25 protein-coding genes are annotated in these 25,620 nt (G+C 71.6%); 13 read left to right on the top strand and 12 right to left on the bottom strand.

Going from position 1 to position 25,620, the window contains the following annotated elements:
• Positions 1-163: 163 nt before the first annotated feature.
• The 6 genes from ACQP1P_RS42740 to ctaD all read right to left on the bottom strand — a co-directional run bounded on the left by ACQP1P_RS42740 (position 164) and on the right by ctaD (position 7,214).
• Positions 164-382, bottom strand: a complete 219-nt coding sequence (locus tag ACQP1P_RS42740; protein WP_350615950.1) for a hypothetical protein — start codon at positions 380-382, stop codon at positions 164-166.
• A 405-nt stretch (positions 383-787) separates the two neighbouring features.
• On the bottom strand, positions 788-1,450 hold the full coding sequence (locus tag ACQP1P_RS42735; protein WP_433080312.1) for a phosphotransferase: 663 nt from the start codon (positions 1,448-1,450) through the stop codon (positions 788-790).
• A 584-nt stretch (positions 1,451-2,034) separates the two neighbouring features.
• On the bottom strand, positions 2,035-2,664 hold the full coding sequence (locus ACQP1P_RS42730) for a response regulator transcription factor (RefSeq protein WP_433090365.1): 630 nt from the start codon (positions 2,662-2,664) through the stop codon (positions 2,035-2,037).
• 443 nt (positions 2,665-3,107) lie between these two features.
• Entirely contained in the window at positions 3,108-3,920 is an 813-nt protein-coding gene (locus ACQP1P_RS42725) for a M20/M25/M40 family metallo-hydrolase (protein ID WP_433080310.1), read from the bottom strand.
• 605 nt (positions 3,921-4,525) lie between these two features.
• Positions 4,526-5,044: a hypothetical protein gene (locus tag ACQP1P_RS42720; protein WP_433080308.1), complete on the bottom strand. Its 519-nt coding sequence runs from the start codon at positions 5,042-5,044 to the stop codon at positions 4,526-4,528.
• Positions 5,045-5,480: 436 nt separating this feature from the next.
• Entirely contained in the window at positions 5,481-7,214 is a 1,734-nt protein-coding gene (ctaD, locus tag ACQP1P_RS42715) for an aa3-type cytochrome oxidase subunit I (RefSeq protein ID WP_433080306.1), read from the bottom strand.
• Positions 7,215-7,721: 507 nt separating this feature from the next.
• On the opposite strand from ctaD, the gene ACQP1P_RS42710 reads away from it, so the two are divergent.
• Genes ACQP1P_RS42710 through ACQP1P_RS42695 form a run of 4 tightly spaced genes read left to right on the top strand, consistent with a single transcriptional unit; the run spans position 7,722 to position 10,868 of the window.
• Complete coding sequence (locus ACQP1P_RS42710; protein ID WP_433080304.1) at positions 7,722-8,642, top strand: LacI family DNA-binding transcriptional regulator; 921 nt, start codon at positions 7,722-7,724, stop codon at positions 8,640-8,642.
• A 49-nt stretch (positions 8,643-8,691) separates the two neighbouring features.
• A complete protein-coding gene (locus ACQP1P_RS42705) occupies positions 8,692-9,321 on the top strand; it encodes a transcriptional regulator (RefSeq protein ID WP_433080302.1) in 630 nt (209 codons plus the stop codon).
• A complete protein-coding gene (locus ACQP1P_RS42700) occupies positions 9,318-10,127 on the top strand; it encodes an NADP-dependent oxidoreductase (RefSeq protein ID WP_433080300.1) in 810 nt (269 codons plus the stop codon). Before ACQP1P_RS42705 ends, ACQP1P_RS42700 begins: the two co-directional genes overlap by 4 nt.
• Positions 10,128-10,160: 33 nt before the next feature.
• Positions 10,161-10,868: a hypothetical protein gene (locus ACQP1P_RS42695; RefSeq protein ID WP_433080298.1), complete on the top strand. Its 708-nt coding sequence runs from the start codon at positions 10,161-10,163 to the stop codon at positions 10,866-10,868.
• A gap of 389 nt (positions 10,869-11,257) precedes the next feature.
• Here ACQP1P_RS42695 and ACQP1P_RS42690 read toward each other — a convergent pair whose 3' ends face one another.
• The 5 genes from ACQP1P_RS42690 to ACQP1P_RS42670 form a co-directional block, all read right to left on the bottom strand.
• Positions 11,258-11,527 carry an RNA-binding S4 domain-containing protein gene (locus ACQP1P_RS42690; RefSeq protein ID WP_433080296.1) on the bottom strand — a complete coding sequence of 90 codons (270 nt, stop codon included), beginning with the start codon at positions 11,525-11,527 and terminating at the stop codon, positions 11,258-11,260.
• Positions 11,528-12,197: 670 nt separating this feature from the next.
• Positions 12,198-12,572: an STAS domain-containing protein gene (locus ACQP1P_RS42685; protein WP_433080294.1), complete on the bottom strand. Its 375-nt coding sequence runs from the start codon at positions 12,570-12,572 to the stop codon at positions 12,198-12,200.
• Between the two features lie 216 nt (positions 12,573-12,788).
• The gene (locus ACQP1P_RS42680; protein ID WP_433080292.1) at positions 12,789-13,361 is read right to left on the bottom strand and encodes an isochorismatase family protein; all 573 of its coding nucleotides are present in this window, start codon (positions 13,359-13,361) and stop codon (positions 12,789-12,791) included.
• The gene (locus ACQP1P_RS42675; RefSeq protein WP_433090364.1) at positions 13,358-14,614 is read right to left on the bottom strand and encodes a nicotinate phosphoribosyltransferase; all 1,257 of its coding nucleotides are present in this window, start codon (positions 14,612-14,614) and stop codon (positions 13,358-13,360) included. Before ACQP1P_RS42675 ends, ACQP1P_RS42680 begins: the two co-directional genes overlap by 4 nt.
• 169 nt (positions 14,615-14,783) lie before the next feature.
• Complete coding sequence (locus ACQP1P_RS42670) at positions 14,784-17,408, bottom strand: LuxR C-terminal-related transcriptional regulator (protein ID WP_433080290.1); 2,625 nt, start codon at positions 17,406-17,408, stop codon at positions 14,784-14,786.
• A gap of 200 nt (positions 17,409-17,608) precedes the next feature.
• Here ACQP1P_RS42670 and ACQP1P_RS42665 point away from each other — a divergent pair, with 200 nt between their 5' ends.
• Genes ACQP1P_RS42665 through ACQP1P_RS42640 form a run of 6 tightly spaced genes read left to right on the top strand, consistent with a single transcriptional unit; the run spans position 17,609 to position 21,799 of the window.
• Complete coding sequence (locus ACQP1P_RS42665) at positions 17,609-19,132, top strand: hypothetical protein (protein ID WP_433080288.1); 1,524 nt, start codon at positions 17,609-17,611, stop codon at positions 19,130-19,132.
• 15 nt (positions 19,133-19,147) lie between these two features.
• On the top strand, positions 19,148-19,444 hold the full coding sequence (gene clpS / locus ACQP1P_RS42660; protein WP_433080286.1) for an ATP-dependent Clp protease adapter ClpS: 297 nt from the start codon (positions 19,148-19,150) through the stop codon (positions 19,442-19,444).
• Positions 19,420-19,941, top strand: coding sequence for a DUF2017 domain-containing protein (locus tag ACQP1P_RS42655; RefSeq protein WP_433090362.1), 522 nt, complete (start codon positions 19,420-19,422; stop codon positions 19,939-19,941). The genes clpS and ACQP1P_RS42655 overlap by 25 nt, the downstream gene beginning before the upstream one ends.
• A 49-nt stretch (positions 19,942-19,990) precedes the next feature.
• Complete coding sequence (locus tag ACQP1P_RS42650; RefSeq protein WP_433080284.1) at positions 19,991-20,479, top strand: Mov34/MPN/PAD-1 family protein; 489 nt, start codon at positions 19,991-19,993, stop codon at positions 20,477-20,479.
• Between the two features lie 53 nt (positions 20,480-20,532).
• A complete protein-coding gene (locus tag ACQP1P_RS42645; RefSeq protein ID WP_433080282.1) occupies positions 20,533-20,844 on the top strand; it encodes a MoaD family protein in 312 nt (103 codons plus the stop codon).
• A 4-nt stretch (positions 20,845-20,848) separates the two neighbouring features.
• A complete protein-coding gene (locus ACQP1P_RS42640; RefSeq protein ID WP_350615982.1) occupies positions 20,849-21,799 on the top strand; it encodes a PLP-dependent cysteine synthase family protein in 951 nt (316 codons plus the stop codon).
• Between the two features lies 1 nt (position 21,800).
• Here ACQP1P_RS42640 and ACQP1P_RS42635 read toward each other — a convergent pair whose 3' ends face one another.
• Positions 21,801-22,148 carry a hypothetical protein gene (locus ACQP1P_RS42635; protein ID WP_433080280.1) on the bottom strand — a complete coding sequence of 116 codons (348 nt, stop codon included), beginning with the start codon at positions 22,146-22,148 and terminating at the stop codon, positions 21,801-21,803.
• A gap of 263 nt (positions 22,149-22,411) precedes the next feature.
• Between ACQP1P_RS42635 and ACQP1P_RS42630 the strand changes: the two genes are divergently transcribed.
• From ACQP1P_RS42630 to ACQP1P_RS42620, 3 genes are all read left to right on the top strand, one after another.
• Positions 22,412-23,164, top strand: a complete 753-nt coding sequence (locus ACQP1P_RS42630; protein ID WP_433080278.1) for an MBL fold metallo-hydrolase — start codon at positions 22,412-22,414, stop codon at positions 23,162-23,164.
• Positions 23,165-23,231: 67 nt separating this feature from the next.
• The gene (locus tag ACQP1P_RS42625) at positions 23,232-24,380 is read left to right on the top strand and encodes a glycosyltransferase family 4 protein (RefSeq protein ID WP_433080276.1); all 1,149 of its coding nucleotides are present in this window, start codon (positions 23,232-23,234) and stop codon (positions 24,378-24,380) included.
• Positions 24,377-25,492: a glycosyltransferase gene (locus ACQP1P_RS42620; protein WP_433080274.1), complete on the top strand. Its 1,116-nt coding sequence runs from the start codon at positions 24,377-24,379 to the stop codon at positions 25,490-25,492. Before ACQP1P_RS42625 ends, ACQP1P_RS42620 begins: the two co-directional genes overlap by 4 nt.
• The last annotated feature ends 128 nt before the right edge of the window (positions 25,493-25,620 follow it).

Raw genomic sequence — 25,620 nt, 5'->3', positions numbered from 1 at the left:
GCGACCCTCTTCGGGTTCCCCTCGCGACCGCGTCCGGCTCGTCGCTCGCGACCCTCTTCGGGTTCCCTCGCGACCGGTTGCGGCTCGACGTTCGCGACTGGGCGCAGTGCCTTCGTCCGTTCGCCAGCGCGCAGCCTTCCCTCTGCGATGCGGCCGGCCGCCTTCAGCCGGCGGCCATCTCGGAGGCTCGGTGCAGGGCATCGGCCACGGCCCGCGTTTCTTCGGCGCCGTACACAAGGAGGAGTTCGCGCTCACGTCCACCACGGCGATCGGTAGCCGTGGCGCGCTCAACGACGACCCGGGTGGTGGTGAGCCGGTCATCGACGCAGATGTCCATGTCGGCCACGCCGATGTCCACCTGCCGGACGAAGAGTTCTTCCATGAGGGAAAGCGTGGCGCCGCCCCGAACCCGGTACGCCGCCCTGATCGGGTTATTCGCCTCGCCTCCGCACCGCCCCGGCTCTTGCGGCCACGATCTGTGATCTGGGCCCAGCTTCTCGCCGCCGAGCGCCTCGGCCGCGGCGTCCGTGCGGGCCCGCGCTCCGGTGACGCCGGCGCGCTACGGCCCGCTCAGGAGTGGGGTGCGGCGCTTCGGCGACGCCGGTGGGCGGTGGCCGGCTCAGAAGTGGGTGCGCGCGGGGCGGTGGGCCTTCTCGTCGGCGCTGACGTTGGTGTCGGCGGAACGCCGGTGGGCCGTGGCCGGCTCAGAAGTGGGCGCGCGGGGCGGTGGGCCTTCTCGTCGGCGCTGAGGTTGGTATTGGCGGAATGCCGGTGGGTCGTGGCCGGCTCAGAAGTGGGCGCGCGCGGCGGTGGTGACCAGCAGTTTGGCCTCGTGCAGGTGGGCCTTCTCGTCGGCGCTGACATTGGCGTCGGCGGAACGCCGGTGCACGGCGGCTTCGAGCTGGGAGAGGGGGTTGTCGCGAGTACAGCTCAGGAGCGTGTCCAGGAATGCCTCGGCCCGCTCGGCGAACTGGTGGCCGGGCAGCACCGCGACCGTGGCGATGATGAGCGCCGTCATCGCCACGTCCAGCTCCGGCGGCCCCTCGCAGCTGTTGCGCCAGTCGATGACGACCGGGCCGCCCTCGGTCATGACGACGTTTTCGGGGTGCAGATCGAGGTGGAGAATGCGCGTACCGGGGTCGGTAGCTGAGCGAACGCGCACTTTGTGCAGCCGTTCGAGCAGATCGGCCAGCACGGTGGCGCCCGCCTTGAGGTCGAGGGTGCCGTCGCCGAGGGCCCGCAGCATGGTGGGCCCGTCGAGGCGCTCCATGACCAGGTCGGCGCCCTCGGCCTGGTAGATGCGGGGGACGGGATACCCATGATCGGAGACGTACCGCATGATCGCCGCCTCCGCCGCGACATCCCCGCCGCGACGGTACCGCCGGAGCACTCGCCGCTCGTCGAGCGCATAGACATCCGCGTCGCGGCCGCTCGCGAGAAGTGCGGTCATGCCGCGACTCTACGTCCCCGGCCGCAATCATTCAGCCCTTAGGGGCGGGGCCATCCACTCCCGTGAGCGACATGCGGCCGTTCTGCACGAGCACCGCGTGAGGAACGCCTTCGGCTCGCTCGACGCCCACCACCACGCCGAGCCACCGCAAGCGATTCCGGACCGGCCGCACACCGCACGTTCGCTCACATCCGCCCATGCAAGTCGCGCATGCACATTCGCTCATGTCCCGCCGCGCGAGTCGCGCACGCACATTCGCTCACCGCCCGCCACTCACCGCCGGCCAGCACCGCTCACCGTGCGAGCCGCGCATGCATATCCGTTCACGTCCCGCAGCGCGAGTCGCGCATGCACATGCGTTCACTCCCGCTGCGCGAGTCGCGCATGCACATTCGCTCATGTCTCACCGTCTCAATCGCCGGCGCTTGTGCGGGTCCCCTGCGCGTTCGCTCACGTCCCGACGTGCGGATCGGGTCGGCGGCGTGGTTGAACCACAGCCGCTCGATCTTGCACGTTCCCTCGCCGTCTGTTGAGCGGTTACGCGTGGCCCACTGCGCGAACGGCTAGGTCGGGAGGCGGTGTGGCTATAGCCAGCCGTTTTCGTCGGCCAGGCGGACGGCTTCGGCTCGGGTGCGGGCGCCGGTCTTGCCGATGGCCGCGGACAAGTGGTTGCGCACGGTGCCCTCGGACAGACCGAGGTGCGCGGCGACGTCGGCTACGGTGCCGCCTTCTCGGGCTGCGCGTAGTACGTCGGCCTCGCGCGGCGTCAAAGGACTGTCGCCGCTGGCCAGGGTCTCGGCGGCCAGGGTCGGGTCGACCACGCGGAGGCCCTGGGCGATACGGCGCACGGCGTCGGCGAGCTGCTTCGCGGGCGTGTCCTTCACGACGAACCCGGATGCGCCGGCGGCCATCGCGCGCCGGAGATAGCCGGGGCGGCCGAACGTCGTCACCATCAGCACCTTGCACGAGGGCAGCGCCTTGCGCAGCGCCGCGGCGGCCGCGATCCCGTCGAGGCCCGGCATCTCCACGTCGAGCAGGGCGACGTCCGGCCGGTGCTCCCGCGCGGCCGCGACGACCTCGTCCCCGCGCCCGACCTCCGCGACGACGGACAGATCGGCCTCGAGATCGAGCAGCGCCGCGAGCGCGCCCCGCACGAGGGCCTGGTCGTCGGCGATCAAGAGTCGGATGGACACCCGAGCATCGTGCCACGCCATGAACGCGAGCCCGTCACGCGTCGATGCGCACCAGGTCGGGCGCACCAAACGTGCAGTCTCCGCCGTTCGTTCGAGCACGCTACACGTGCCGTCCCCCGCCGTTCGTTCGAGCGCGCTACACATGCGTTCACCGCCGCTTGCTTGAGCACGTCACGGCGCCGAATCGGGCGTCCGTCCGCGCGGCGTGGGGTCGGTGAGGTCTGCGCGGCGTGGGCTCGGTGGACGTCTGCGCGGCGTGGGGTCGGTGGAGGTCTGTGCGGCGTGGGTCGGTGGAGGTCTGTGCGGCGTGGGTCGGTGGAGGTGTGTGCGGCGTGGGGTCGGTGGAGGTCTGCGTGGCGTGGGGTCGGTGGAGGTCTGCGCGGCGTGGAGTTGGTCGACGTCTGCGCGGCGTGGGCTCGGTCGACGTCCGCGTGGCGCTGGGAACTTCGAGGCGCGGGGCGGGCTTACTGGGCGAGTTCCGTGATCGTCCGCACGGCGGCGGTCACGACGTTGGCTGCGAAGTCGTAGTCCAGCGTGTCCGCGGTGTCGTCGGCGCGGTGGTAGTGCGCGTTGCGATAGTCGGCCGTGTCCGTTACGAGGAGGGAGCGGCGACCGGCGTCCCAGTACGGTACGTGGTCGCTGCGCATGGCGACATGCTCGGCGAATGCCGGCAGGATCAGCGGCAGCGCCGGAATCTCCAGGTGGCGCGCGAATCGCGTCTGCAGGTCCTGGGAGCGCTCGTCGGCCACGAGTGCGATGAAGTCGCCGCGCTCGGGGGCCTCCAGGAAGTCGCTGAGCTCATCCGGGATGCGTTGGTGCGCGGCGGTGTGCCCGATCATCTCGAAGACGATCGACTCGGTCTGCGCGGTGATGAACGCTTGGTGCGCGGCGCTGCCGTCGAATCCTGACTCTTCGCCGCCGAACAGACAGAAACGGATGGTGCGGGCGGGCAGGTCCGCGTCACGCAGGACGCGGGCGGCCTCCAGCACGCCGGCCACGCCGCTCGCGTTGTCGTCGGCGCCGGGGCTGACCTCGACGGTGTCCCAGTGCGCGCAGAGCTCGACGGCATCGTCGGAGGTGCCGCCCTCGATCTCGGCTACGAGGTTGACCTGGTGCAACTCGCTGCCGTAGCGCTCGACGCGCACCTTGAGGCCCATGGCGCTGAGCTGATCCGTCGAGTACCGCAGGCAGGCGGCGACTCCCGGCAGGTCCTCGAACCGCGGTCCGTGCGCGGTGAGCGCTTCGACGTGTGCGCGCAGCCGTTTCGCGGAGATCATGGCCACAGGATAGGGAATCCGAGCGGCGCCCGGGAACGCCGGACGCGTTGCGCGTTTGCGAATCCGCCCATCCGTGCGGCGGAGCGCTCGCTGCTCGTGTCGACCATTTGCTGTGCTCGCCGCGCGCAGTGCCTGGTTCCGGCGGCGGGGGAGGGGCGGGCGTGCGAGGGGGACGAACGTGGCGGTGGGGAGGCCGGAGTGCGCGAGGTGGGTGCACAAGGTGGCGGAGCGCACAAAGCGGCGGAGAGCACAAGGCGGCGGAGGAGTGAGCGGCGGTCGAAGGTGGCACCCGCTCGTGGCGGTGCGAAAGCGAGGGGTGGCCGGAGGCGAGACACCCGCGCGAGGTGAACGAATACACAAAGTGCGGGAGAGGCGGGGCTGGACCAGGAAAGGGAACAGCCCCCGAGGTTCCCGCGCTAGGCGCGTGGGCCGGTCGGACTACACCGGAAAGCCTCGGGGGCTGGGTGGCTGTCTCGTATTCGCCTGCCGCCATCCGGGCGGACACACGAAGTGCGAGTCCAGAGGACGGCGACTAGCGGACAGTCACCTCACGAGTCCCATTGCTACACAACTTTGGACCACCTCCTTTCCCGTGTACGCCCAACCTAGCCAGCCCCATGGATCACCCGCAACGGTTTTTCGGGAGCATCTTGGTTAGCGGCCTCCGCGCTGCCCAGGCGCTTGATCAAACGGCGTACCACGAGCAGGGGGATGATGCCGAAGACACCGAACGAGATGTCGATGACCGACCACCAGAGCGGGATGCCGCGCACGGGGCCGGCGAACAGGGCCAGCGGCACGATGCCGACGCAGGCGATCATGCCCCAGTCGATGATCCAGATGTTGCGTACCGGGTCGCGGAAGGGGCCCCAGAAGGCGACGGCGATGACGAGGTGGGCGAAGGCCAGCCAGTCCGTGCCGTACATGATGAAGGGGTAGCGGTCGTTGGTCTCCGTGATGCCGCGGTCGACCCGGGCGATCCAGTCCACCAGGGCCTGCGGGGCGGGGGAGCCGTCCAGCAGGTGATGCAGCCAGCGGACCTCGTGCTCCAGGGGGAACGCGGTCACGCCGCTGGCTACCAGGCCGACGATGAAGATGACCAGCCAGACCCGGATTTTCGTCATGCCCGCAGCGTAGGGGCGAGCCCGTCGGACCGGCAGCGGCCGTCACGAGATCTGCACAACATCGATCCGGGGAACTCGACGCCAAGTGGGAAGCGTGGCGTGGCGGGACTTGCGGCCAAGTGGGTAGCGCGACGGGATGGGCCCGCTGCCAAGTGCGACGGGGCGAGGGCCTTACGAGATTTGAGAACCCGCGGCCGACAAGTGGGAAGTGCGACGGCGCGGGGACCTCACGAGACCGGGGACCCGACGCCAGTAGGAAGCGCAACCAGCCGCGGAGGGTGAGGCCACGGGAGTAACGGTCCGTACCCCGGCGGACATCGCGGTAGCTCTCTGCTGCTCGATGCTCTCGCAACCACCCTCAGCCCGCCGCTGCCGCCCGTAAACGCCGCGACGCCCCCGGCAGGGTGCCGAGGGCGTCGCGGAAGGCGCAGACGGGTCAGGAGTCCTGGTAGCTGGCGCCGCCGTCGGCCTCGTGGCTCAGGGGGCGGGCGCCGCCGGGCGGCGGGGCTTCCAGGGAGTGACCGGGCGCGTGGGCCGGGAAGCGGGCGTCGAACGCCGGCCGCTCCGAGCGGATGCGCGGCATGCTGTCGAAGTTGCGCAGCGGCGGCGGGCAGGACGTCGCCCACTCCAGGGACATGCCGTGGCCCCACGGGTCGTTGACCTCGACGACGCGGCCGGTCTTGTACGACTTCCACACGTTCCAGATGAACGGCAGCGTCGACAGGCCGGTGATGAACGAGCCGATCGTGGAGATCGTGTTGAGCGTCGTGAAGCCGTCCGTGGCCAGGTAGTCGGCGTAGCGGCGGGGCATGCCCTGCGTGCCGAGCCAGTGCTGGACGAGGAACGTGGTGTGGAAGCCGATCGTGGTCAGCCAGAAGTGGATCTTGCCCAGGCGGTCGTCCAGCATGCGGCCGGTCATCTTCGGGAACCAGAAGTAGATGCCGGCGTACACCGCGAAGACGATCGTGCCGAAGAGCACGTAGTGGAAGTGGGCGACCACGAAGTAGGTGTCCGACACGTGGAAGTCGATCGGCGGGCTGGCCAGCAGCACGCCCGACAGGCCACCGAAGAGGAAGGTCACCAGGAAGCCGATGGCGAAGAGCATCGGCGTCTCGAAGGTGATCTGGCCTCGCCACATGGTGCCGATCCAGTTGAAGAACTTCATGCCGGTCGGCACGGCGATGACGAAGCTCAGGAACGAGAAGAACGGCATCAGGACCTGGCCCGTGGCGAACATGTGGTGCGCCCACACGCTCATCGACAGGGCGCCGATCGCGATCGTCGCGCCGACGAGGCCCTTGTAGCCGAAGACCGGCTTGCGGCTGAAGACCGGGATGACCTCGGTGATGATGCCGAAGAACGGCAGCGCCACGATGTAGACCTCGGGGTGGCCGAAGAACCAGAAGAGGTGCTGCCAGAGCATCGCCCCGCCGGTCTCGGCGTCGTAGACGTGCGCGCCCAGGCGGCGGTCGGCCTCCAGGGCCAGCAGCGCGGCGGCCAGGATCGGGAAGACCATGATCACCAGGACGCTCGTCACCAGGATGTTCCAGGTGAACATCGGCATCCGGAACATCGTCATGCCGGGCGCGCGCAGGGTCAGCACCGTCGTGATCATGTTGACCGCGCCGAGGATCGTGCCGAGGCCGGAGAGCACCAGGCCGACGATCCAGAGGTCGGCGCCGACGCCGGGGGAGTTGATGATGCTGTTCAGCGGCGCGTAGGCGAACCAGCCGAAGTCCGCCGCGCCGCCCGGCGTGATGAACCCGATCAGCGTGATCGAGCCACCGAACGCGTAGAGCCAGTAGGCGAACGCGTTGAGCCGGGGGAAGGAGACGTCGGGGGCGCCGATCTGCAGCGGCGTGATGTAGTTCGCGAACGCGAAGACGATCGGCGTCGCGAAGAACAGCAGCATGATCGTGCCGTGCATGGTGAACAGCTGGTTGTACTGCTCAGGCGAGAGGAACTGCAGGCCCGGGCGGGCGAGCTCGGCGCGCATCAGCAGCGCCATGAAGCCGCCGATCATGAAGAACACGAACGACGTGATGAGGTACATCAGGCCGATCTGCTTCGCGTCCGTGGTGCGCAGCAGCCGAGCGAACGCCGAGCCCTTGACCGGCTTGTGCACCGGCCATGGCCTGGTGACGATCGGCTTAGGTGCGACGGTGGTCACGAAAGGCCTCCTGAGGCTGTTGAACCAGCTGGCGAGCCAGCTCCGTGAGGTGCCGAGCGATCAACACGTCACCCCGCAGGCAGGATAGTCCTCCCACCTGACGCGGAATCGCTGGGGTGCGATCGCGGTGGCATCAAGAGGATCTTCCCCCAGGAGATTGCCCGATCGGCGGGAGTCGGGCTTTTCGTCGCGCCCACGAGCCGGCTGGTGCCGGCGGGACCGGGGAGAGACCCGGCTCACGCCCCGGCGCTGAAATTTACAGTCAGAACCCCGGTAGCGAAACCTTGCGGCAATCTCGTGTTGACACCGCAGAAACGGTGTACGACGCTCCGATATGGAAGCGCTCCCAAAATCGACGACTTGCTATCTAAGGAGGTCGCGATGTCGATTACCGCCGCTCCAGAAGCGCTCGATCCCACGCACGACCCCATGCGTGACAGCTCCGAACACCCCACCCTTGCCCATGTAGCCGCCCTTGCCGGAGTGTCTTCCGCCACCGCCTCACGCGTGCTCAACGGCTCCGCCCGCGTCTCGCCGGCCGCCCGCCAGCAGGTCCGCGACGCCGTTGACCGTCTCGGCTACGTCCGCCAGCGTGCCGCCCGCGCTGTCGACCGCCGCCCCCGTTCCGTCGCCGCCGTGGTGTGCGAGCCGAACGCACGTCTCTTCGCCGATCCGTTCTACTCCCGTGTGCTGGCCGGAGCCAGTGCCGCGTTCGCCGAGCGCGACATGCCCATGCTCCTGGCCGCGGGCGAGCGCCCCGCCTCGCTGCAGCGCTACCTCAGCAGCGGGCACATCGACGGCGTACTGCTGATCTACTGCCGCAGCAGCCACCCCCTCGTCGTCACGCTCCCCGCCCTCGGGGTACCGGTCACCCTGATCGGCCGCCCGCTGCAGGGCAGTGCCCTGTCGTACGTCGACGCGGACAACCGCGGCGGTGCCCGGCAGGCGGTGGAGTACCTCGCCCGCACCGGCCGCCGGCGCATCGTCACGATCGCCGGGCCGCCGGACGTCTCGGCCGGGGTGGACCGCCTCGCCGGGTTCCGCGAGGGGCTCGAACGGGCGGGGCTGGACCCGGGCCCGATCGCGTACGGCGACTTCACGCGCCCCGCCGGGGTGCACGCCATGACCCGCCTGCTCGATCACCGGCCCAACCTCGACGCCGTCTTCTGCGCGTCGGACCTGATGGCGGTCGGGGCGCTGCACGCGCTGCGGCAGTCGGGCCGGCGGGTGCCCGAGGACGTGGCCCTGGTCGGCTTCGACGACCTGCCCCTGGCCGCGTTCACCCAGCCGCCGCTGACCACGATCAAGCAGCCGGTCGAGGAGATCGGGGCGGCCGCCGCCCGGCAGCTGCTCGCGCAGATGTCGAACGAGCCGTGGGACGAGCCGCCGGTCCTGCCCACGACCCTCGTGCGGCGCCAGAGCGCCTGATCGTCATGGCACTGCATCCAAGCGCCGCTATCCGGGCGAATGACTGGGTATGCGGCTCTTGGACCTGTTGGACGCGGCCCGGGACCTGGACAGCGGCGCCGTCGCCGGCATCGTCGTCACGTTGACGGCGCGCCACGGCGTCGCCGCGACCTGGAACGGGGCCTGCGTCCCGGCCCTGCGGCGGATGGCCGCGGGAACCGGCCCGGCCGACATCGCCGTCGAGCACGCCCTCGCCGAGGGCATCGCCCGCGGCCTCGACCTGGCCAGCGTCCCGCGGCACGCCGACATCCGCAGCAACCACGTGCTGCTCGCCTGCGCGCCGGGCGAGCAGCACGAGCTGCCCCTCAAGGCGCTCGCGGCCGCGCTGTTCGAGCTGCGCGTCGGCACGTTCTCCCTGGGAGCCGGGCTGCCGTGGCCCGCCCTGCACGCCGCGACGGAGCGAACCGCCCCGAGCACCGCGGTCATCTGGGCCCAGACCGCGGAGACGGCCGACGCCGCCGGACTGTTCGCGGTCGCCGCGGATTTCGCCGGTACCGTCTTCGCCGCCGCCGGCCCCGGATGGCTCGCGGCCGGGGTGGTGCCGCGCCTCACCCGGGCGGGACTTGCCCATCTCACCTCCCTCGACCTGGCCATATCCGCCTGCGCGCGGGTCCCGGAGCCGCTAGACATGGAGGCGTGAAGGCGATCACGCTGACCGCAGAGCACACGCTGGCCCTGCGGGACCTGCCCGACCCGCGCCCGGCTTCCGACCAGGTCCTGCTGGCGATCCGCGCCGCGGGCGTCGACGACGATCTCCCCGAGGACGCCGGCGTGCCGGGCCACGATCTCGCCGGCGTCGTCGTCGGCCGGGGCCCCGAGGTCACCGACTTCGTGGTCGGCGACGAGGTCTACGCGTGGGCCGACGGCGCCTACGCCGAGCGGGTCGCGGTCCCGTCGCTGCTCGCCGCCCACAAGCCGGCCGGTCTCACGTTCGTCGAAGCGGCGGCGGTACCGAGGGCCGCCGTCACGGCCCTGCAGGCCCTCCGCGCCGCCGGGACCGGAGAGGGCGACGTGGTGCTCGTGCACGACGCTTCCGGCGGGGTCGGGCACTTCGCGGTGCAGATCGCGCGGGCGCTGGGGGCCGAGCGGGTCCTGGGCACCGGCGACGCCGACTTCCTCAAGGAGCTCGGCGCCGAGCCGGTCGACGGGTCCCCGGCGGACGTGGCCGTCGACTTCTCCGGAGGTGAGACCACGGCAGCCGTACTGAGGGAGGTCCGCGATCCCGCCCGCGCCGTGTCCACGGTGAATCCCGCGATCGCCGCGGCGGGCGGCCGGTACGTGGTCCCCAGCCCGTCGGCCGCGGACCTGCGCTGGCTGGCCGACCTCGCCGATCGCGGCCGGCTGCGGGTCGCCCTGCACCGGGAACTGCCCCTCGCCGAGGCGGCGGACGCGCATCGGCTCCTCAGTGCCGGAGGCGTGCGCGGAAAGCTCGTGCTCACGCCGTAGGGATTTCGGCCTGGTGGCGGTACCTTCTCGGACATGATCGACGCTCCCGGCGACTACCTGGGCCGGCGGCGTGTTTCGCATCGACCGGCACCCTTGGTGCTCATCGCGGTACTGATCGTGGCCGTGGTCGCCGGGCTGGCCCTCGTCGTCGCGCTCCCGGACCCGGCCCCGCGCGACCCGACCTGGCGAGGCGAGAATCCGGTGATTCCGGTCCTGTCGCTGGAGCCGCCTCCCACGCCGTCGGCCGCGCCGCCGTCCGCGTCGCCCTCGGTGTCGGCGTCGCCGTCCCGCTCGCGCACGTCGCCGTCGGTCAAGCGCACGCCGTCGCCGTCCCGGCCCCCGGCTCTGGTCTTCGAGGCCGAGGCGGGCGGCCGCTCGGGCCGGATGACGATCCGCTCCGTGCCGGGCGCCTCGGGCGGCCGGGTCGTGACCGGCATCGGCGACGGCCGGGCGCTGGTGTTCCCGGCGGTGACGGTGCCGGCGAAGGGCGAGTACCGCCTCACGATCGCCTACGCGTCCGACTCGCCCAGCCGCTGCTACATCGGCCTCGGCCGGCGCTGGACACAGCTGACGTTCCCCTCGAGCGGCGGCGCGAACAAGGTGGCGACGATCTTCATGACCGTCCGGTTCGATCAGGGCCGCAACACAGTCGAGGCCGGGAACACCCCCGGCAGGTGGTGCCCCGACCTCGACCGCATCACCGTCACCCCTGCTGACCACCCCAGCTCGGCGACGTCGTGAGCAACGTTTTGGCGTGACCGTGCGCCGGTGGACCATCCAGGGAGGCTTCCGGTTTTTCCGGCGCCGGTCACATCAAGAACTATGCGGGGCCGAACTGAGGACCGGCCCAAACGGCGCTGTGAAGTTCCTGGGTACCCCGGTGATCAGCGCCTTTGCCCCTCCCTCCGCGGCCCGCCGCGCCCTGGTTCGTCGCGGCGGCGACGGCGGCTGCCCCACTCGGTTTGGTGACGGCGGCACTCGGGTTATGTCGCGGCCGCGGGCGGCGGGTACTGGACGGAGGGAGCTGCACCACTGGGCCGCCAGCGCTGGCTCAGGCGCGGGAGGCGGGCGCGGGGTGCTTGGTCAGGTCCAGTGAGGCGGTTCCCCCGGTGGCTGCTGCGGGATTGGGCTCAGGCGACGCGGAGGGTTTCGCCGAGGACGCGTACGACGTCGCCCTTGTGCAGCTGCCGACCGCGGCGGGTGTCCACTTCGCCGTTGACGCTGACCTCGCCGTCGAGGATCAGCTCCTTGCTTTCGCCGCCGGACTCCATGATGTCGGCGAGCTTCAGGAACTGACCGAGGCGGATCATGTCGCCGCGGATCTCGATGTCTCTCACATCGCGCAGCGTATCCGCCGCTCCGCCGGCGCCCGAGATGGTCGGCGCCGCTGCCCGCGCCACGCGCGGTTTTGGCGCGTTGCGCGCGTCGTGCAGTCCGATCGCGCGCCACGCTCCGCAAACCCCGCCGGGGCGCCCACGGCGAGTCGTGCGCGCGGCGCGCGGTCCGGATGATCGCGGCGCGCAGTGGGCCGCGGGTCGGCGTTGAGGGGCGTTCCGGTCGCGGCGGCGGTGTGTCGTGCGCGTGGCGCGCGGTTCGATTGCGCGACCCGCGGTGCTCGCGTCGGACCGTGTCCCGCGAGCGGTGAGGCCACGGGAGTTACGGTCCGGGCCACGGCGGACATCGCGGTAGCTCACCGTGTCCCGCGAGCGGTGAGGCCACGGGAGTTACGGTCCGGGTCACGGCGGGCATCGCGGTAGCTCACCGTGTCCCGCGAGCGGTGAGGCCACGGGAGTTACGGTCCGGGCCACGGCGGGCATCGCGGTAGCTCACCGCATTCGCTTTCGAAAACGCCGCCCGCCATATGACAGTTCTATGAAAAATCGGCCGTGATCACTCGCGAGGGTGAATCCCGACCGCGAAGTAACCCAACGTAGAAGCGCCGCCACGGCCAGCGACTGAACGTAACCATGAACCGACGAGAGCGCCGCGCCCGGGGTGGGGGCACGGCGCTCCGCATGCGTCGTCTAGAGGGGTCGGCCTAGGCCGGGGAGAGACTGCGTTCTGTAACCGTCAGGCCGGCTGGGTAACCCCGCCACGCGGGGCGGGCAGGCGGCCGGACACGGTGCCGGGCGGGATCGGTACGCCGAGGATGTCGCTCACGCCCACCACCGCGAACAGGCGCGCGATGAACGGGTTCGGCCGGCGAATGTCGAGCTTGACGCCCATGCTGTGGCAGATGCGCTTGGCAACGACGAGGGTACCGATGCCGGTGGAGTCGAGGAAGGTGACCCCCGCGAGATCGATGACAAGGAGGTCGATGCTTCCGTCGAGCACTGAGCTCACCGCTGTGCGGAGCTCCTGAGCGGTCTCATAGTCGATTTCGCCACTCAGTGTCAGCACTGACTCTCGCTGATCCGAGGGGCGAGTCTCGATCGACAACTTCACGTGACCCTCCTGGTGCTGAGCCGTCCACCATGGACGACCCTTTGAGGTCCCGCAAGCGTAGCGAAGTCCAGCCGTTTTCGCCACGCTCCGTGTAGGGGCTCCTTACGTAGTGACGTGAGAAGTCCTCACATCGGTGCTGCGGGATCCGCTTGCCCGGATGACGGTACACGTCGGTTGTTACACGGCAAGTCCAGCCATGTGCCATCCGCCGGTCGGTCAGCTCCCGGCCACGACCGGTTCACCGACCAGGGTCACGCCGGCCTCACGCAGCTCTACCAGGGCAGACGCTGTGGTCGCGGGCGCTACCCCGGCCGTGAGGTTCAGGAGCACAGTCGTAACAAAGCCCTCACGCACCGCATCGAGAGCCGTCGCGCGGACGCAGTGGTCGGTGGCGATGCCCACCACGTCGACCTCGGTCACGTCGAGTTCGCGCAGCCAGTCGGCCAGGCCACGGCCGGCCGCCGAGCCCTCGAAACCGGAGTAGGCGGCCGCGTACGAACCCTTTTCGAAAACCGCCTCGATCTTGGCGGTGTCGAGGGAGGGGTGGAAGTCGACGCCGCCGGTGCCGACGACGCAGTGCACCGGCCAGGTGCTCACGAAGTCCGGGTGTTCGGCGAAGTGCGCGCCCGGGTCGATGTGGTGGTCCTGGGTGGCCACCACGTGGTCCCACGGCCCGTCGGCGATCGCCGCGGAGATCTCCGCGGCCACCCCGGCGCCGCCGGCCACGGCGAGGGAGCCGCCCTCGCAGAAGTCGTTCTGCACGTCCACCACGATCAACGCCCGCGTCATGCGGTGCCTCCAGAGATTCCGCCGGACATGATGACCGGGACCGCGGGGTCGCCGGCCGAGAGCTTGAGCCCCTCCCACGGGATCGAGATGAGGCACTGGCGCAGGTGCTCGCGCGAGGCGGCCAGGGTCGGCAGGTCCGCGACCGGCTCGCCGGCGCGCAGCAGGGGCCGCTGGAGCAGGCGGTCGTGCGGCTGCGGCTCCGGCTCGCCGAGCGAGACGACGACCTCCTCGGTCGCCGTTCCCGTCGGCTTGTGCCGCCGTACCGCCGTCTTGCGCCCCCCGACCGTCCCCTTGTGCTCCGAGCGCTTGACGACCGGGCGCCCCTCGACCTCGACGAGCTTGTAGACCAGCCCGGCGGTCGGCGCGCCCGAGCCGACGACGACGGCGGTGCCCGCGCCGTACACGTCCACGGGCTCGGCGGCCAGGGCCGCGATCGCGTACTCGTCCAGATCGCCCGACACGACGATCTGCGTGTCCGTGGCGCCCAGCGAGTCGAGCAGGGCCCGCGACTCGGACGCGAGCACGGACAGGTCGCCGGAGTCGATGCGCACGGCGCGCAGTTCGGGGCCGGCGACGGCGATCGCGTTGCGGATGCCCTGCGCGATGTCGTAGGTGTCCACGAGCAGCGTCGTCTGCTTGCCCAGCGCCGCGACCTGGGACGCGAACGCGGCCTGCTCGGAGTCGTGCAGCAGCGTGAACGCGTGCGCGGCCGTGCCCGTCGTCGGGATGCCGTAGCGCCGCCCCGCCTCGAGGTTGGACGTGAACGCGAAGCCCGCCAGGTACGCCGCCCGGGCCGCCGCGACCGCCGCCTCCTCCTGCGTGCGCCGCGAGCCCATCTCGATCACGGCCCGCCCGCGCGCGGCGGTGACCATCCGCGCCGCGGCGGCCGCGATCGCGCTGTCGTGGTTGAGCACCGACAGGATCAGCGTCTCCAGCACCACGCACTCGGCGAACGTGCCGCTCACGGTCAGGATGGGGGAGCCGGGGAAGAACAGCTCGCCCTCGGTGTAGCCGTCGACGTCTCCGCTGAACCGGTACTTCGACAGCCAGCCGGCCGTCGTCTCGTCCACGATGCCCCGGCTCTCGAGGAACTCGATCTCCTCGTCCCCGAAGCGGAAGTCGGCGATCAGGTCGAGCAGGCGGCCGGTGCCCGCGACCACGCCGTACCGGCGCCCGGTCGGCAGCCGGCGTGCGAACACCTCGAACACGCAGCGCCGGTCGGCGGTGCCGTCGCGCAGCGCTGCGGACAGCATCGTCAGCTCGTAGTGGTCGGTCAGGAACGCGCTACTCGTCACGTGAACAACATATTCCAAGGGTGATAGGACGGCGATCACTCCTTGACCCGGCATCGGGCCGGACGACTGACCGGACAGCCGGAGCGCCCGGGTCGTCGGCCGGGCGCTCCGGTGCGCAAGGGAGCCGCTACTCCTCCGGCGGTAGCGAGCGCAGCGCCGCCGCCAGCTCCGCCCGGCCGGTCACGCCGAGCTTCGCGTACACGCGCATGAGGTGGTTGTCGACGGTACGGGAGGAAAGGTAAAGCTGATCCGCGATCTCCTTCGACGGCACGCCGGCCGCGGCCAGGCGCGCGATCTGGCGCTCCCGTCCCGTCAGCATCGGCTGCGGCACGACCAGGGCCGGCGTCACCGCCTGCGGGCACTCGACGCGCAGCTCGGCGAGGCGCTGGGCGGCCCGGGGCGTCTGCGGTGAGCGGATGCCGCGCAGCAGCGTGACGGCCCCCGCGGCGGCCTCGGCGGCGAAGAGGTACAGCTCCATCTCCGCGAGCTCCTCCGCCACCGCGAGCAGCGCGCCGCCGTCCTCCTCGGCCATCGCGCGCACGTGCCAGGCCATGGCGGGCGCGAGGCGGCCCTCCACCGTCTGCGCCAGGGCGCCGATGCGCTCGTTGACCTCCTGGGCGAAGCCGAGGCGGCCCAGGTCGTACAGCGCGAACATCTCGTGCGCGGCGAACCCGTCGCTGCGGTTGCGCGCGGCGAGCAGGCGCAGCACCTCGGCGGCCGTGCTCACGTCGCCCGCGGCCACGGCGACCCAGGCGCGGGCCTCCTCGAGCCACGGGTACAGGACCTCCATCGAGCGGTAGTGCGCCTCCTCGGCCAGCGCGAACGCCGCGGCGGCCCCGGACGCGTCGCCCTGCAGGGCGGCGACGTGCGCGCGCTCGGCGTGGGCGAGGGCCACGAAGATCCGGCCGGTGGCGAGCATGGCGCTGGCCTGGCTCGCGGCGCGCCCGGCCTCCTGGAGGTGGCCGCGCAGGCGGGCCGCCTGGGCGCGGACGATCTGCAGGTAGCCGGAGCCGAGCAGGAAGTTGCCGGCGTCGGCCATGCCCGCGAATTCGGTGGCCACGATCGCGTCGACGGCCGCCAGGTCCGCGGCGAGGATCATCGCCGTGCCGCGGGCGAGCTCGATGCCGAGCTGGATGTACGGCACCTCGGCCCGCCACTGGGCGGCGTCGGCGTCGAGCAGCGCCATGGCCTTGACGGTCTGCACCGGGGTGCCGCGCATGGCCTGCAGGTGGCCCATGTTGCTGCGGGCGAGCGCGCGCGGTCCGGGCGCGGAGGCGGGGCCGTCGAGCACGGTGCGGGCCAGGGTGAGCGCCTGGCCGTAGTCGCCCCGGTGCAGCCGCATCGTCGACTCGACCGACAGCGAGAGGGAGCGTTCGCGCAGGTCGGTGAGCTGGTGGGCCTGGCGGTCCATCTCGTCGGCGGTGGAGGAGTCGCCTTGGCCCCACTGCGAGGTGATGTGCCGGATCGCCAGCCACCGGCTGCGCTGGGCCTCGCCGGTGATCTGGTTCTCGTACTGGTCGAGGATCTGGGCGCCCTCGTCCGGGCAGTTGGCGAACATCAGGATCGTGGCCAGGGTCTCGGCGGCGTCGAAGCCGCCGCCCGCGGCCACGGCCGCCTTGCCCAGGCGCATCGCGAGCGCCATGTCGTACGTCGCGAACGCCAGCCGGCACGCGTTGAGCAGCAGCACCGGGTCCCGCGCGGTGTCGGAGTCGAGCCGCCAGACGGCCACGCGCAGCAGATCGTCGCGGCGGCGGGCGCCGGAGTTCTCGACCAGGGTGGCGAGGTCGGCGAGCAGGCGCCGGAACCGGGTCACCGGGCAGCGGCGGCGGACGACCTCGCCGTAGAGCGGGTGGGCGAGCCGGACTGTCGTGCGCCGGTCCTCCACGACCACCCGGACCAGCTGCCGCTCCTCGGCGATCTCCACGGTGGCCAGGTCGGTCGCCTTGACCAGCAGCGGCAGGCCGATGGGCTCGCCGAAGGCGACCAGCTCCAGCACCGCCCGCTCCTGCGGGGTCAGCTTGCCGATGCGGGCGTCGACGACCTCGGTGAGCGTCGGGGCCAGGTCGACCTTGCCGGTCCAGCGCTGCATCCCGTAGCTCTCGATGATCTCGCCGGCCGCGTGCGCGGCGATCACCAGCTCCCGCAGCAGCAGGGCGTTGCCCTGGGAGAGCTGCTGCAGCCGGTCCACCGAGGCGGAGTCGACCGGGCCGCCGAGCACCTGCTGCAGCAGGTCGGAGGTCTCCTGCAGGGTGAGCGGGCCGAGCTCGATCCGCTCGACGAGATCGTCCTTCCACAGGGCGCTGATCGGGTCGTGCACCGACTCGCCCGTGCGCACCGTGCCGATCACGGTGGCGTTCTCGGACCGGGCGACGTAGTACACGAGCGCGGCGGAGAGGGGGTCGAGCAGGTGAGCGTCGTCGATCGCGACGACGATCGGGCGGCCCGCGGCCTGGCGGTGCAGCGCGTCGACCGCCCAGCGCAGCAGACCGGCGGGCGAGCCGCCCGCGGGCTGGTCGGGCGGGAGCACCTGGGCCAGGCCGCCGAGCGGGAGACCGGCCGTCGCGATGTTGGCGGTGGCCGTCCAGACGGCGATTCTGTCCTGGTCAAGTGCGTTCACGCCCTCGCGCAGCAATCGACTCTTGCCGATGCCGGGCGGGCCGCCGAGAATCAGGCCGCGACCGGTCGAGCCGGTCGCCGCCTCGGCGACACGAATGAGTTCTGCGTTTCTGCCGACAAAGCTCCAGGGAGGCACCGTCGCAGCATATCGATACGTTGATTACTGCGCGTACCTGCGGGAGCACGAACTTGAGTACCCCGTTCGGCTCCAGTGAGTAGCACGAACCCTGCTGCTGTAAGTGCCCGTTCACGTAGCGTTCCGATGCCCCGCCCGTCATGCGCCGTTCGTCCGCGCGCCGGGGCGGGCCTTCCCGGCCGTGCACAAGGAGGTCGCACATGGGCTTCGGGGTCATGCAGGCGCCGCTGATCGATCTTACCGTCGTGTCAGCGCCGGCCTTCGGCGTCCCGACGAGCGGGAGACCGGTGTCCGCCATGCCGGCCGGAAACATCCGAGGCAGCCGGGGCCACCGGCAACCGAGCACGCCGTCCCACTCGCCGCGGCGGTCCTGCGCGGTCGTCGCCGGCACCGCCCGGTCCGGCAAGACCGCGCTGGTCGACGCGCTGATCCGGCGCACCGCGGAGCCGATCGAGGCCGGTGACGCCTGGGTGGTCTTCCGCCACGGCGAGCGCTCGGAGGCGTGGGCCTTCGTGCCCGGGCACCGCGAACCGCGCCCGTTCCCGGACCGCAGCACGATCAAGGGGCCGGCGCGCCCGGCCCGGCGGATCGAGGTCACCCACCCGTCACCCCTGCTCAAGCGGGTCGCGTTGATCGACACGCCCGGCCGCGGGGACCTGGACCCGGCCACCGCCGAGATCTCCATCGACGCCGCCGCCGACGGGCTCGGCCTGGTCTTCGTGGTCGACGCCGCGGCCCCGCTCGGCCGCGCCGAGCTCGACCTGCTCACCGCCGCCGCCGACCGGCTGGAGCGCGTCGCCTTCGTCCTCACCCACATCGACCAGCACGACGAGTGGCCCGAGATGCTCGCGGCCAACCGGGCACTGCTCGCCGCGCGCGGCCCCCGGCTCGCCACCGCCCCGTGGTTCCCGGTCTCGCTCGAGCCGGCGTCGGTCTTCGGCGTCGCCGAGCTGCGCCACCAGCTCGAGGCCTGGGCCGACGAGCGGGCCGACGCCGGCGCGCCCAGGAAGATCACCGCCACCACCGTCTCGGCCACCGGCGACGCGTGGCAGGAGCATCTGGAGCGGGAGATCCGCGCCCGCCGCCTGGCCGCCGTCGAGCGGGTCTCCATCGACCTGGCCACCATCCACGTGCGCTGCGTGCAGGAGCTCGGGTCCGGCAAGGGCTGCCCCGAGCTGCCCCGGGTGCTCGACCGGCACCTGCACGCGCTCTCCGTGCGCAGCTCGCGCCAGCTGCGCACCGACACCCGCGAGGTGATCGACGCGGTCTTCGGCGCGCTGCTGGACGCCCCGCCGGACGAGGTCGTGCTGGCCCGGATCGCCACCGCCGCCCGCCGGGCCGTGGACGGCGCCCGCGACGACGGCCGTGAGCGCGACCGGGCGCTGCTGGTCACCACCACCTCCGGCGTCGCCTCGCTCACCGGCGCCGGCGCGCTGGACGGCCTCTCCGCGGTCGGCGCGGCCGGTGAGGACCCGGCGCAGGTGCTCTCGCCGCTGGGCATCGGGCTGAACGCCGGGTCGTTCGCGATGTGGCAGCCCCGGCACGCGCCGGGCGGCCCGCCGAAGCTGCCGGACAAGAAGGACTGCCGCCGCTGGCTCCAGCACGCGCTGCGCGAGATCGAGGTCGAGCTCGGCCACGAGCTCGGCGAGCGCTACGCCGAGCTGCGCCAGGCGCTGTCGATCATTGCGGGGGACGCGGTCGACCATGGCGTGCTGCTCGCTTGATGGCACCATGTTGGTATGGCGGCGCCGCAGGTCCTACCGATCGAAGAGACCCACGTCGAGGTTGATGAGGTGCCCCAGACCGACCGTCCGTGGGTGACTGTCGTCTGGAACGATCCCGTCAACCTCATGAGCTACGTGACCTGGGTCCTGCAGAAGCTGTTCGGGTACAGCAAGGAGAAGGCCGAACGCCTCATGCTCGACGTGCATCACAAGGGCAAGGCGATCGTCGTCAGCGGGGCGCGCGAGAAAATGGAGTACGACGCCTCCCGGCTGCAGGCCCACGGGCTCTGGGCGACGGTGGAGCGGTCGTGACCATGTTCGTGCGCGCCGGCACGGTGTGCGTCGCCCGGTTCGGCCCGGGCGAGGCCGCGGTGCTCAACGAGGTCATGCTCGAGGTCATCACCCTGCTCTCCGAGGGCTTCGACCGCACCGATCCGGTCATCGAGCGCCTGTTCCCGGACGTGTACCGCGACGACCCCGCCCTTTCCGCGGAGTTGCGCCGCTACACCGAGGACGACCTGCGCTCGGCCAAGCTGGAGCAGGCCGCGCTCCTGCTGGACGCCCTGCCCGTCGAGGGCGGCGAGGTGGCCCTCGACGAGGAGCAGGCCGAGGCCTGGCTGCGGGCGCTCACCGACGTCCGGCTCACCCTGGGCCTGCGCCTGGGCATCGCCGACGACGACGTGGACATCGAGTCCGAGCTCGACGAGGCGATCCTGAAGGACCCGACCTCGGCCCGGGTCGCGCAGCTCTCGGTGTACCAGTACCTGACCTACCTGCAGGAGTCGCTCGTCGGCGCGCTCATGGGCTGAGATGCCCGTCACGGGCGAGTGCCGCCCGGGTTTCGGTAGGCTGTGTCACGTGCTGACCATCGACGCCGCGATCCTCGACGCGATCGTCGCGCACGCCCGCCGGGACCACCCGGACGAGGCGTGCGGGATCGTCGCGGGTCCGGCCGGCTCGGACCGGCCGGAGCGACACGTGCCGATGGAGAACGCGGCCCGGTCCATGACGTTCTACGAGTTCGACTCCAAGGAACAGCTGAAGCTGTGGCGGGAGATGGACGACGCCGACGAGGAGCCGGTCGTGGTCTACCACTCGCACACGGCCACCGAGGCCTATCCGTCCCGCACGGACGTCTCCTTCGCCGGCGAGCCCGGCGCGCACTACCTGCTCGTCTCCACGCGCGATCCGGAGCTGACGGAGATCCGCTCGTTCCGCATCGTGGACGGGGCCGTCACCGAGGAGCCGGTTCAGGTAGTGAATGCGGCAGTGGATCCGAACGCCGTCCAGAAGTACCTCTTCGGGCAGAGCCCGGCGACCGTCGACTACGAGTGTCGGACCGGCTGATCAGCCGCCCGTTCTGACCCGTTTCGTCCCGTCGTCTTCAGAGGAGAACACCAATGGCCATCGAGGTTCGCATCCCCACCATCCTTCGCAGCTACACCGGCGGCGCCAAGACCGTCGAGGGCTCCGGGGACACCGTCGCTGACCTGCTCACCGACCTTGACTCCCGCCACGCCGGGCTCAAGGACCGGCTGATCACGGGCGAGGGCGGCCTGCACCGGTTCGTCAACGTCTACATCAACGACGAGGACGTCCGGTTCCTCGGCGCGCTCGACGCGAAGCTCAACGACGGCGACTCCGTGACGATCCTGCCCGCGGTCGCGGGTGGCGCGTTCGCGTTCGCCGCCGCCCACGCCCTGCGGGGCTGATCGCGTGACGCGCTACGAGTCCCTGCTCGACGCGTGCGGCAACACGCCGCTCGTCGGACTGCCTCGGCTCTCGCCGAGCGCCGACGTGCGGCTCTGGGCCAAGCTCGAGGATCGCAACCCGACGGGAAGCGTCAAGGACCGCGTGGCGCTGTGGATGGTGAAGGCGGCCGAGGAGTCCGGCCGCCTCCGCCCGGGTGACACGATCATCGAGCCGACCAGCGGCAACACCGGCATCGCGCTGGCGATGGTGGCGAAGCTGCGCGGCTACCGGCTCGTGTGCGTGATGCCCGAGAACGTCTCCGCCGAGCGCACCTCCCTGCTGCGGATGTACGGCGCGGAGATCATCACCTCGCCGGCGGCGGGCGGCTCCAACCGCGCCGTCGCCGTGGCGAAGGAGATCGCGGCCGAGCACCCGGACTGGGTGATGCTGTACCAGTACGGCAACGAGGCCAACGCGCGCGCCCACTACGAGTCGACCGGCCCGGAGATCCTGCGCGACCTGCCGACCATCACCCACTTCGTGGCCGGGCTGGGCACCACCGGCACGCTCATGGGGGTCGGGCGCTACCTGCGCGAGAAGGTCGAGGACATCGAGATCATCGCGGCCGAGCCCCGCTACGGGGAGCTCGTCTACGGCCTGCGCAACCTCGACGAGGGCTATGTGCCGGAGTTGTACGACGCGAAGGTCCTGACCCGCCGCTTCTCCGTCGGCACCCAGGACTCCGTGCTGCGCACCCGGCAGCTGGTCGAGGTCGAGGGCATGTTCGTGGGCTTCTCCACCGGTGCCGTGCTGCACGCCGCGCTCGCGGTCGCGCACCAGGCGCTCAAGGCCGGCAAGCGGGCCGATGTCGTGTTCCTCGTGGCCGACGGCGGGTTCAAGTACCTGTCGACCGGCGCCTACGGGGGCACGCTCGCCGAGGCCGAGAACGCCCTCGAAGGGCAGCTCTGGGCCTGAGCTACAGGCCCGTCACGACCCAGCCGAGCAGCAGGCTCACCGACGCGGCGCCGAGCAGCGCGTAGGGGAGCCTGCGCCGGTGCACGCTCGCGAACGCCGCGATGGTGCACGCCAGGCCGAGCAGGCCGATGGTGATGACGACGGGGCCGTACCAGAAGCGGTACTGTCCGATGAGCCCCACGAAGGCCCGCAGCGCCACCGCCATGCCCCCGAGCCCGAGCGCGGCCGCCCAGGCGCACACCGCGGCGATCTGGCGGTTGTCCGGGCGCGGGTCGGCCTCCGTGGGCAGTCGGAACGCGTCCGGCAGGTGCCGGCGCAGTCGCTTCGCACGGGACACGTCAGCCGACACGGTGCCTCCTCTGTTGCCGCCTCACTGCGTGCAACGAGCGAGGTAGTTGAGCGTGACGCGACCCTGTCACGTTGGCGACATCCGCCCCCTGATCTTTCGGCCTGGGCAGCCAGTCCGGCGTAGGCTGCGCAGCGTGAACGGGCCAGGCCGTGCCCTACAGCCGCGGGTTCGTGGATTGGATCTATCCTCAACCTCACCGTTCCTTTCCACATGCGATCCACAGTTCGTTCGAAGACGGGAGACGGCGGGTTGAGGGCAGCATCATGAGGCTCACGGTTCTCGGCTGCGCCGGCAGCTTCCCGGGGCCTGAGGCGCCCTGCTCGGCCTACCTGGTCGAGGCGGACGGCTTCCGCCTGCTGATCGACTTCGGCCCGGGCTCGATGTCGGCGCTGCAGCGCTACGGCAGCCTCTACGCCGTCGACGCGATCCTGCTGTCGCACCTGCACTGCGACCACATGCTCGACGCCTGCTCCTACATCGTGGCCCGCCGCTACGCCCCGGCCGGACCGTTCCCGCCCCTGCCCGTCTACGCGCCCGTGAACGCCCCCGAGCGGATCACGGCGGCCTACGGCGGGGAGAACGAGCCGATGTCCATCGGCGACGTGTACACCTTCTACGCCCTGCAGCCGGGCAGCTTCCCGATCGGGCCGTTCGCGGTGACCGTGGACCGGGTGAACCACCCCATCGAGACCTACGGCGTGCGCCTCGAGCACGAGGGCAAGGTGCTCACGTACTCGGCCGACTCCGCCCCCTGCGAGGCCCTGATCCGCCTGGCCCAGGGCGCCGACGTGTTCCTGTGCGAGGCGAGCTACCTCGACGGCGTGGACAACCCGCCCGACCTGCACCTGACCGGCCGGGAGGCGGCCGAGCACGCCACCAAGGCGGGCGTCGGCCGGCTGCTGCTCACCCACCTGGTGCCGGCCTGGGGGAGCGAGGCGCTGACGCACGAGGCGGCATCGAGCGCCTTCTCTGGCCCGATCGACATCGTGCGGCCTGGCGCGCGGTACGACATTTAGGGACCCGTTTGCCGTCTGGCCAACAAATCGTGGCCGCATGCATGGACGCCGCCCTCATGGTCATGGCATGCGGATCGCGATCGTCACCGAATCGTTCCCGCCCGATGTGAACGGCGTCGCCCACTCCGTCGTCCGGGTCGCCGAGCACCTCGTCGCGCGTGGCCACGAGCCGCTCGTGATCGCTCCTCAGCCGTCGTCCGCGGCGCGTTCGGTCACCGGCTCCTTCCCGTACCAGATCATCCGCGTTCCCTCCGTGGCCACGCCGGGCTATGGAAGCTTCCGCCTGGGGCTGCCCAGCCGCCGCCTGGCCGCCGCGCTGAGGGCGCACCGCACCGATCTCGTGCACCTCGCGAGCCCCTTCGTGCTCGGCGCCCGCGGCATGACGGTCGCCGCCTCGCTGGGCCTGCCCACGGTGGCCGTGTACCAGACGGACGTGCCCGCCTACGCCCGCCTGTACTACCGCTCCAACCTCGGCGAGTCGGCCGCCTGGCGCTGGCTGCGGCACATCCACAACGCCGCCGACCGGACCCTCGCGCCGTCGACCGCCGCCGCCACGGCCCTGCACGGCCACGGCATCGAGCGCGTGTGGCTCTGGCGCCGCGGCGTCGACGCGGCCCGCTTCGACCCCGGGCACCGCTCCACGGCCCTGCGCCGCGCGGTCGCCGCCGAGGGGCAGGTGATCGTCGGCTACGTCGGCCGGCTCGCCGTCGAGAAGCGCGTCGACCTCCTGGCGCCGGTCAGCCGCATCCCCGGCGTCCGCGTGGTCGTGGTCGGCGACGGCCCGGCCCGCGCGAACCTCGAGCGGGCCATGCCGGACGCGGTGTTCCTCGGCGAGCGGCGCGGCGACCAGCTGGCCCGGATCTTCGCCAGCCTCGACCTGTTCGTGCACACCGGGCCGTTCGAGACCTTCGGCCAGACCATCCAGGAGGCCCTCGCCAGCGGCGTGCCCGTGGTCGCGCCGGCCCAGGGCGGCCCGCTGGACCTCGTCGACGACGGCCGCACCGGCCTGCTCGTGCCGCCCGGCGACGCGACCTCGCTCGTCTCGGCGGTGACCGAGCTCGTCCAGGACGACGAGCGGCGCCTCGCCATGGGCGTGGCCGCGCGCGTGGCGGTGGCGTCGCGCACGTGGGCCGCGGTCGGCGACGAGCTCATCAGGCACTACGCCGACGTGCACGCCGGTGGTGTCGCCGCGCGCTCGGTGCCGATCCCGGCATGAGTTCGAAGATCGTGCGGTTGGCGAACTTCGTCATGCCGCGCTCCGGCGGGCTGCGCACGGCGCTGCAGGCCCTCGGCGAGGGGTACCTCGCGGCCGGGCACGAGCCGATCCTCATCGTGCCCGGCGCCGAGCGCTCCGACGTGATGACCTCGCAGGGCCGCGTGATCACGATCCCCGGCCCCGTGGTGCCCGGTACCGGCGGGTACCGCGTCCTGCTCAACCGCCGCCGGCTCACGAGGCTGCTCGAGGACCTGGCGCCGGACCGGCTCGAGGTCTCCGACCGCTTCACGCTGCGCTGGACCGGCCGCTGGGCCCGCGAGCGCGGCATCCCCGCCGTGATGGTGTCGCACGAGAGCCTCGCCGGGCTGCTGACGTTCGCCGGCCCGCTCGGCAATCCCTGGGCGGACCTGCTCAACGCGCGCAGCTTCCGCTCGTACGACCGCATCGTGTGCACGACCGGCTGGGCGGCCGCCGAGTTCCGCCGCATCGGGGCCGAGAACCTCGCCCGGGTGCCCCTCGGCGTCGACCTCGACCTGTTCAACCCGTCCCGCTACGACGAAACGCTGCGCGCCCGCTACGCCGAGCCGCACCAGGTCCTGCTCGTGCACTGCGGCCGGCTCTCCTCCGAGAAGCGCCCCGAGCGCTCCGTCGAAGCCCTGGTGGCGCTGCGGAGGCGGGGGATCGACGCGGTACTGGTGGTCGCCGGTGACGGCCCACTCCGCGCCCGCCTGCAGGAGCAGGCCCGCGGGCACGAGGTGCACTTCATGGAGTTCGTGACCGAGCGCACCTCGGTCGCGTCCCTGCTCGCGACCGCCGACGTCGTCATCGCGCCCGGCCCCATCGAGACGTTCGGGCTCGCGGCCCTGGAGGCGCTCGCGTGCGGCACGCCCGCGGTGGTCGACGCGGCGTCCGCGCTGCCCGAGGTGATCGGCGACGCCGGCGTCGCCGTCACGCACGACTTTGCTTCCGGTGTACTGCAGGTGCTCGACCGACCCGCCGCCGCCCGCCGCGCCGAGGCACGCGCCCGGGCGGAGCAGTTCTCCTGGCCGGCCGCGGTCGCCGGCTTCCTGGCGGTGCACCACTCGCTGGTTCTGTCGGGGGTGGCTTCGTGAACGCTGACGCGCTTGCCCCCGGTCTTTCGGGGGTGGCTTCGTGAACGCTGACGCGCTTGCCCCCGGTCTTTCGGGGGTGGCTTCGTGAACGCTGACGCGCTTGCCTCCGGTCTTTCGGGGGTGGCTTC

This window comes from Dactylosporangium sp. CA-052675 (assembly GCF_050947935.1).
Taxonomy (GTDB): domain Bacteria; phylum Actinomycetota; class Actinomycetes; order Mycobacteriales; family Micromonosporaceae; genus Dactylosporangium.
Note: the sequence above shows the minus strand (reverse complement) of the source record. Positions and strands in the feature narration are given on the sequence as shown.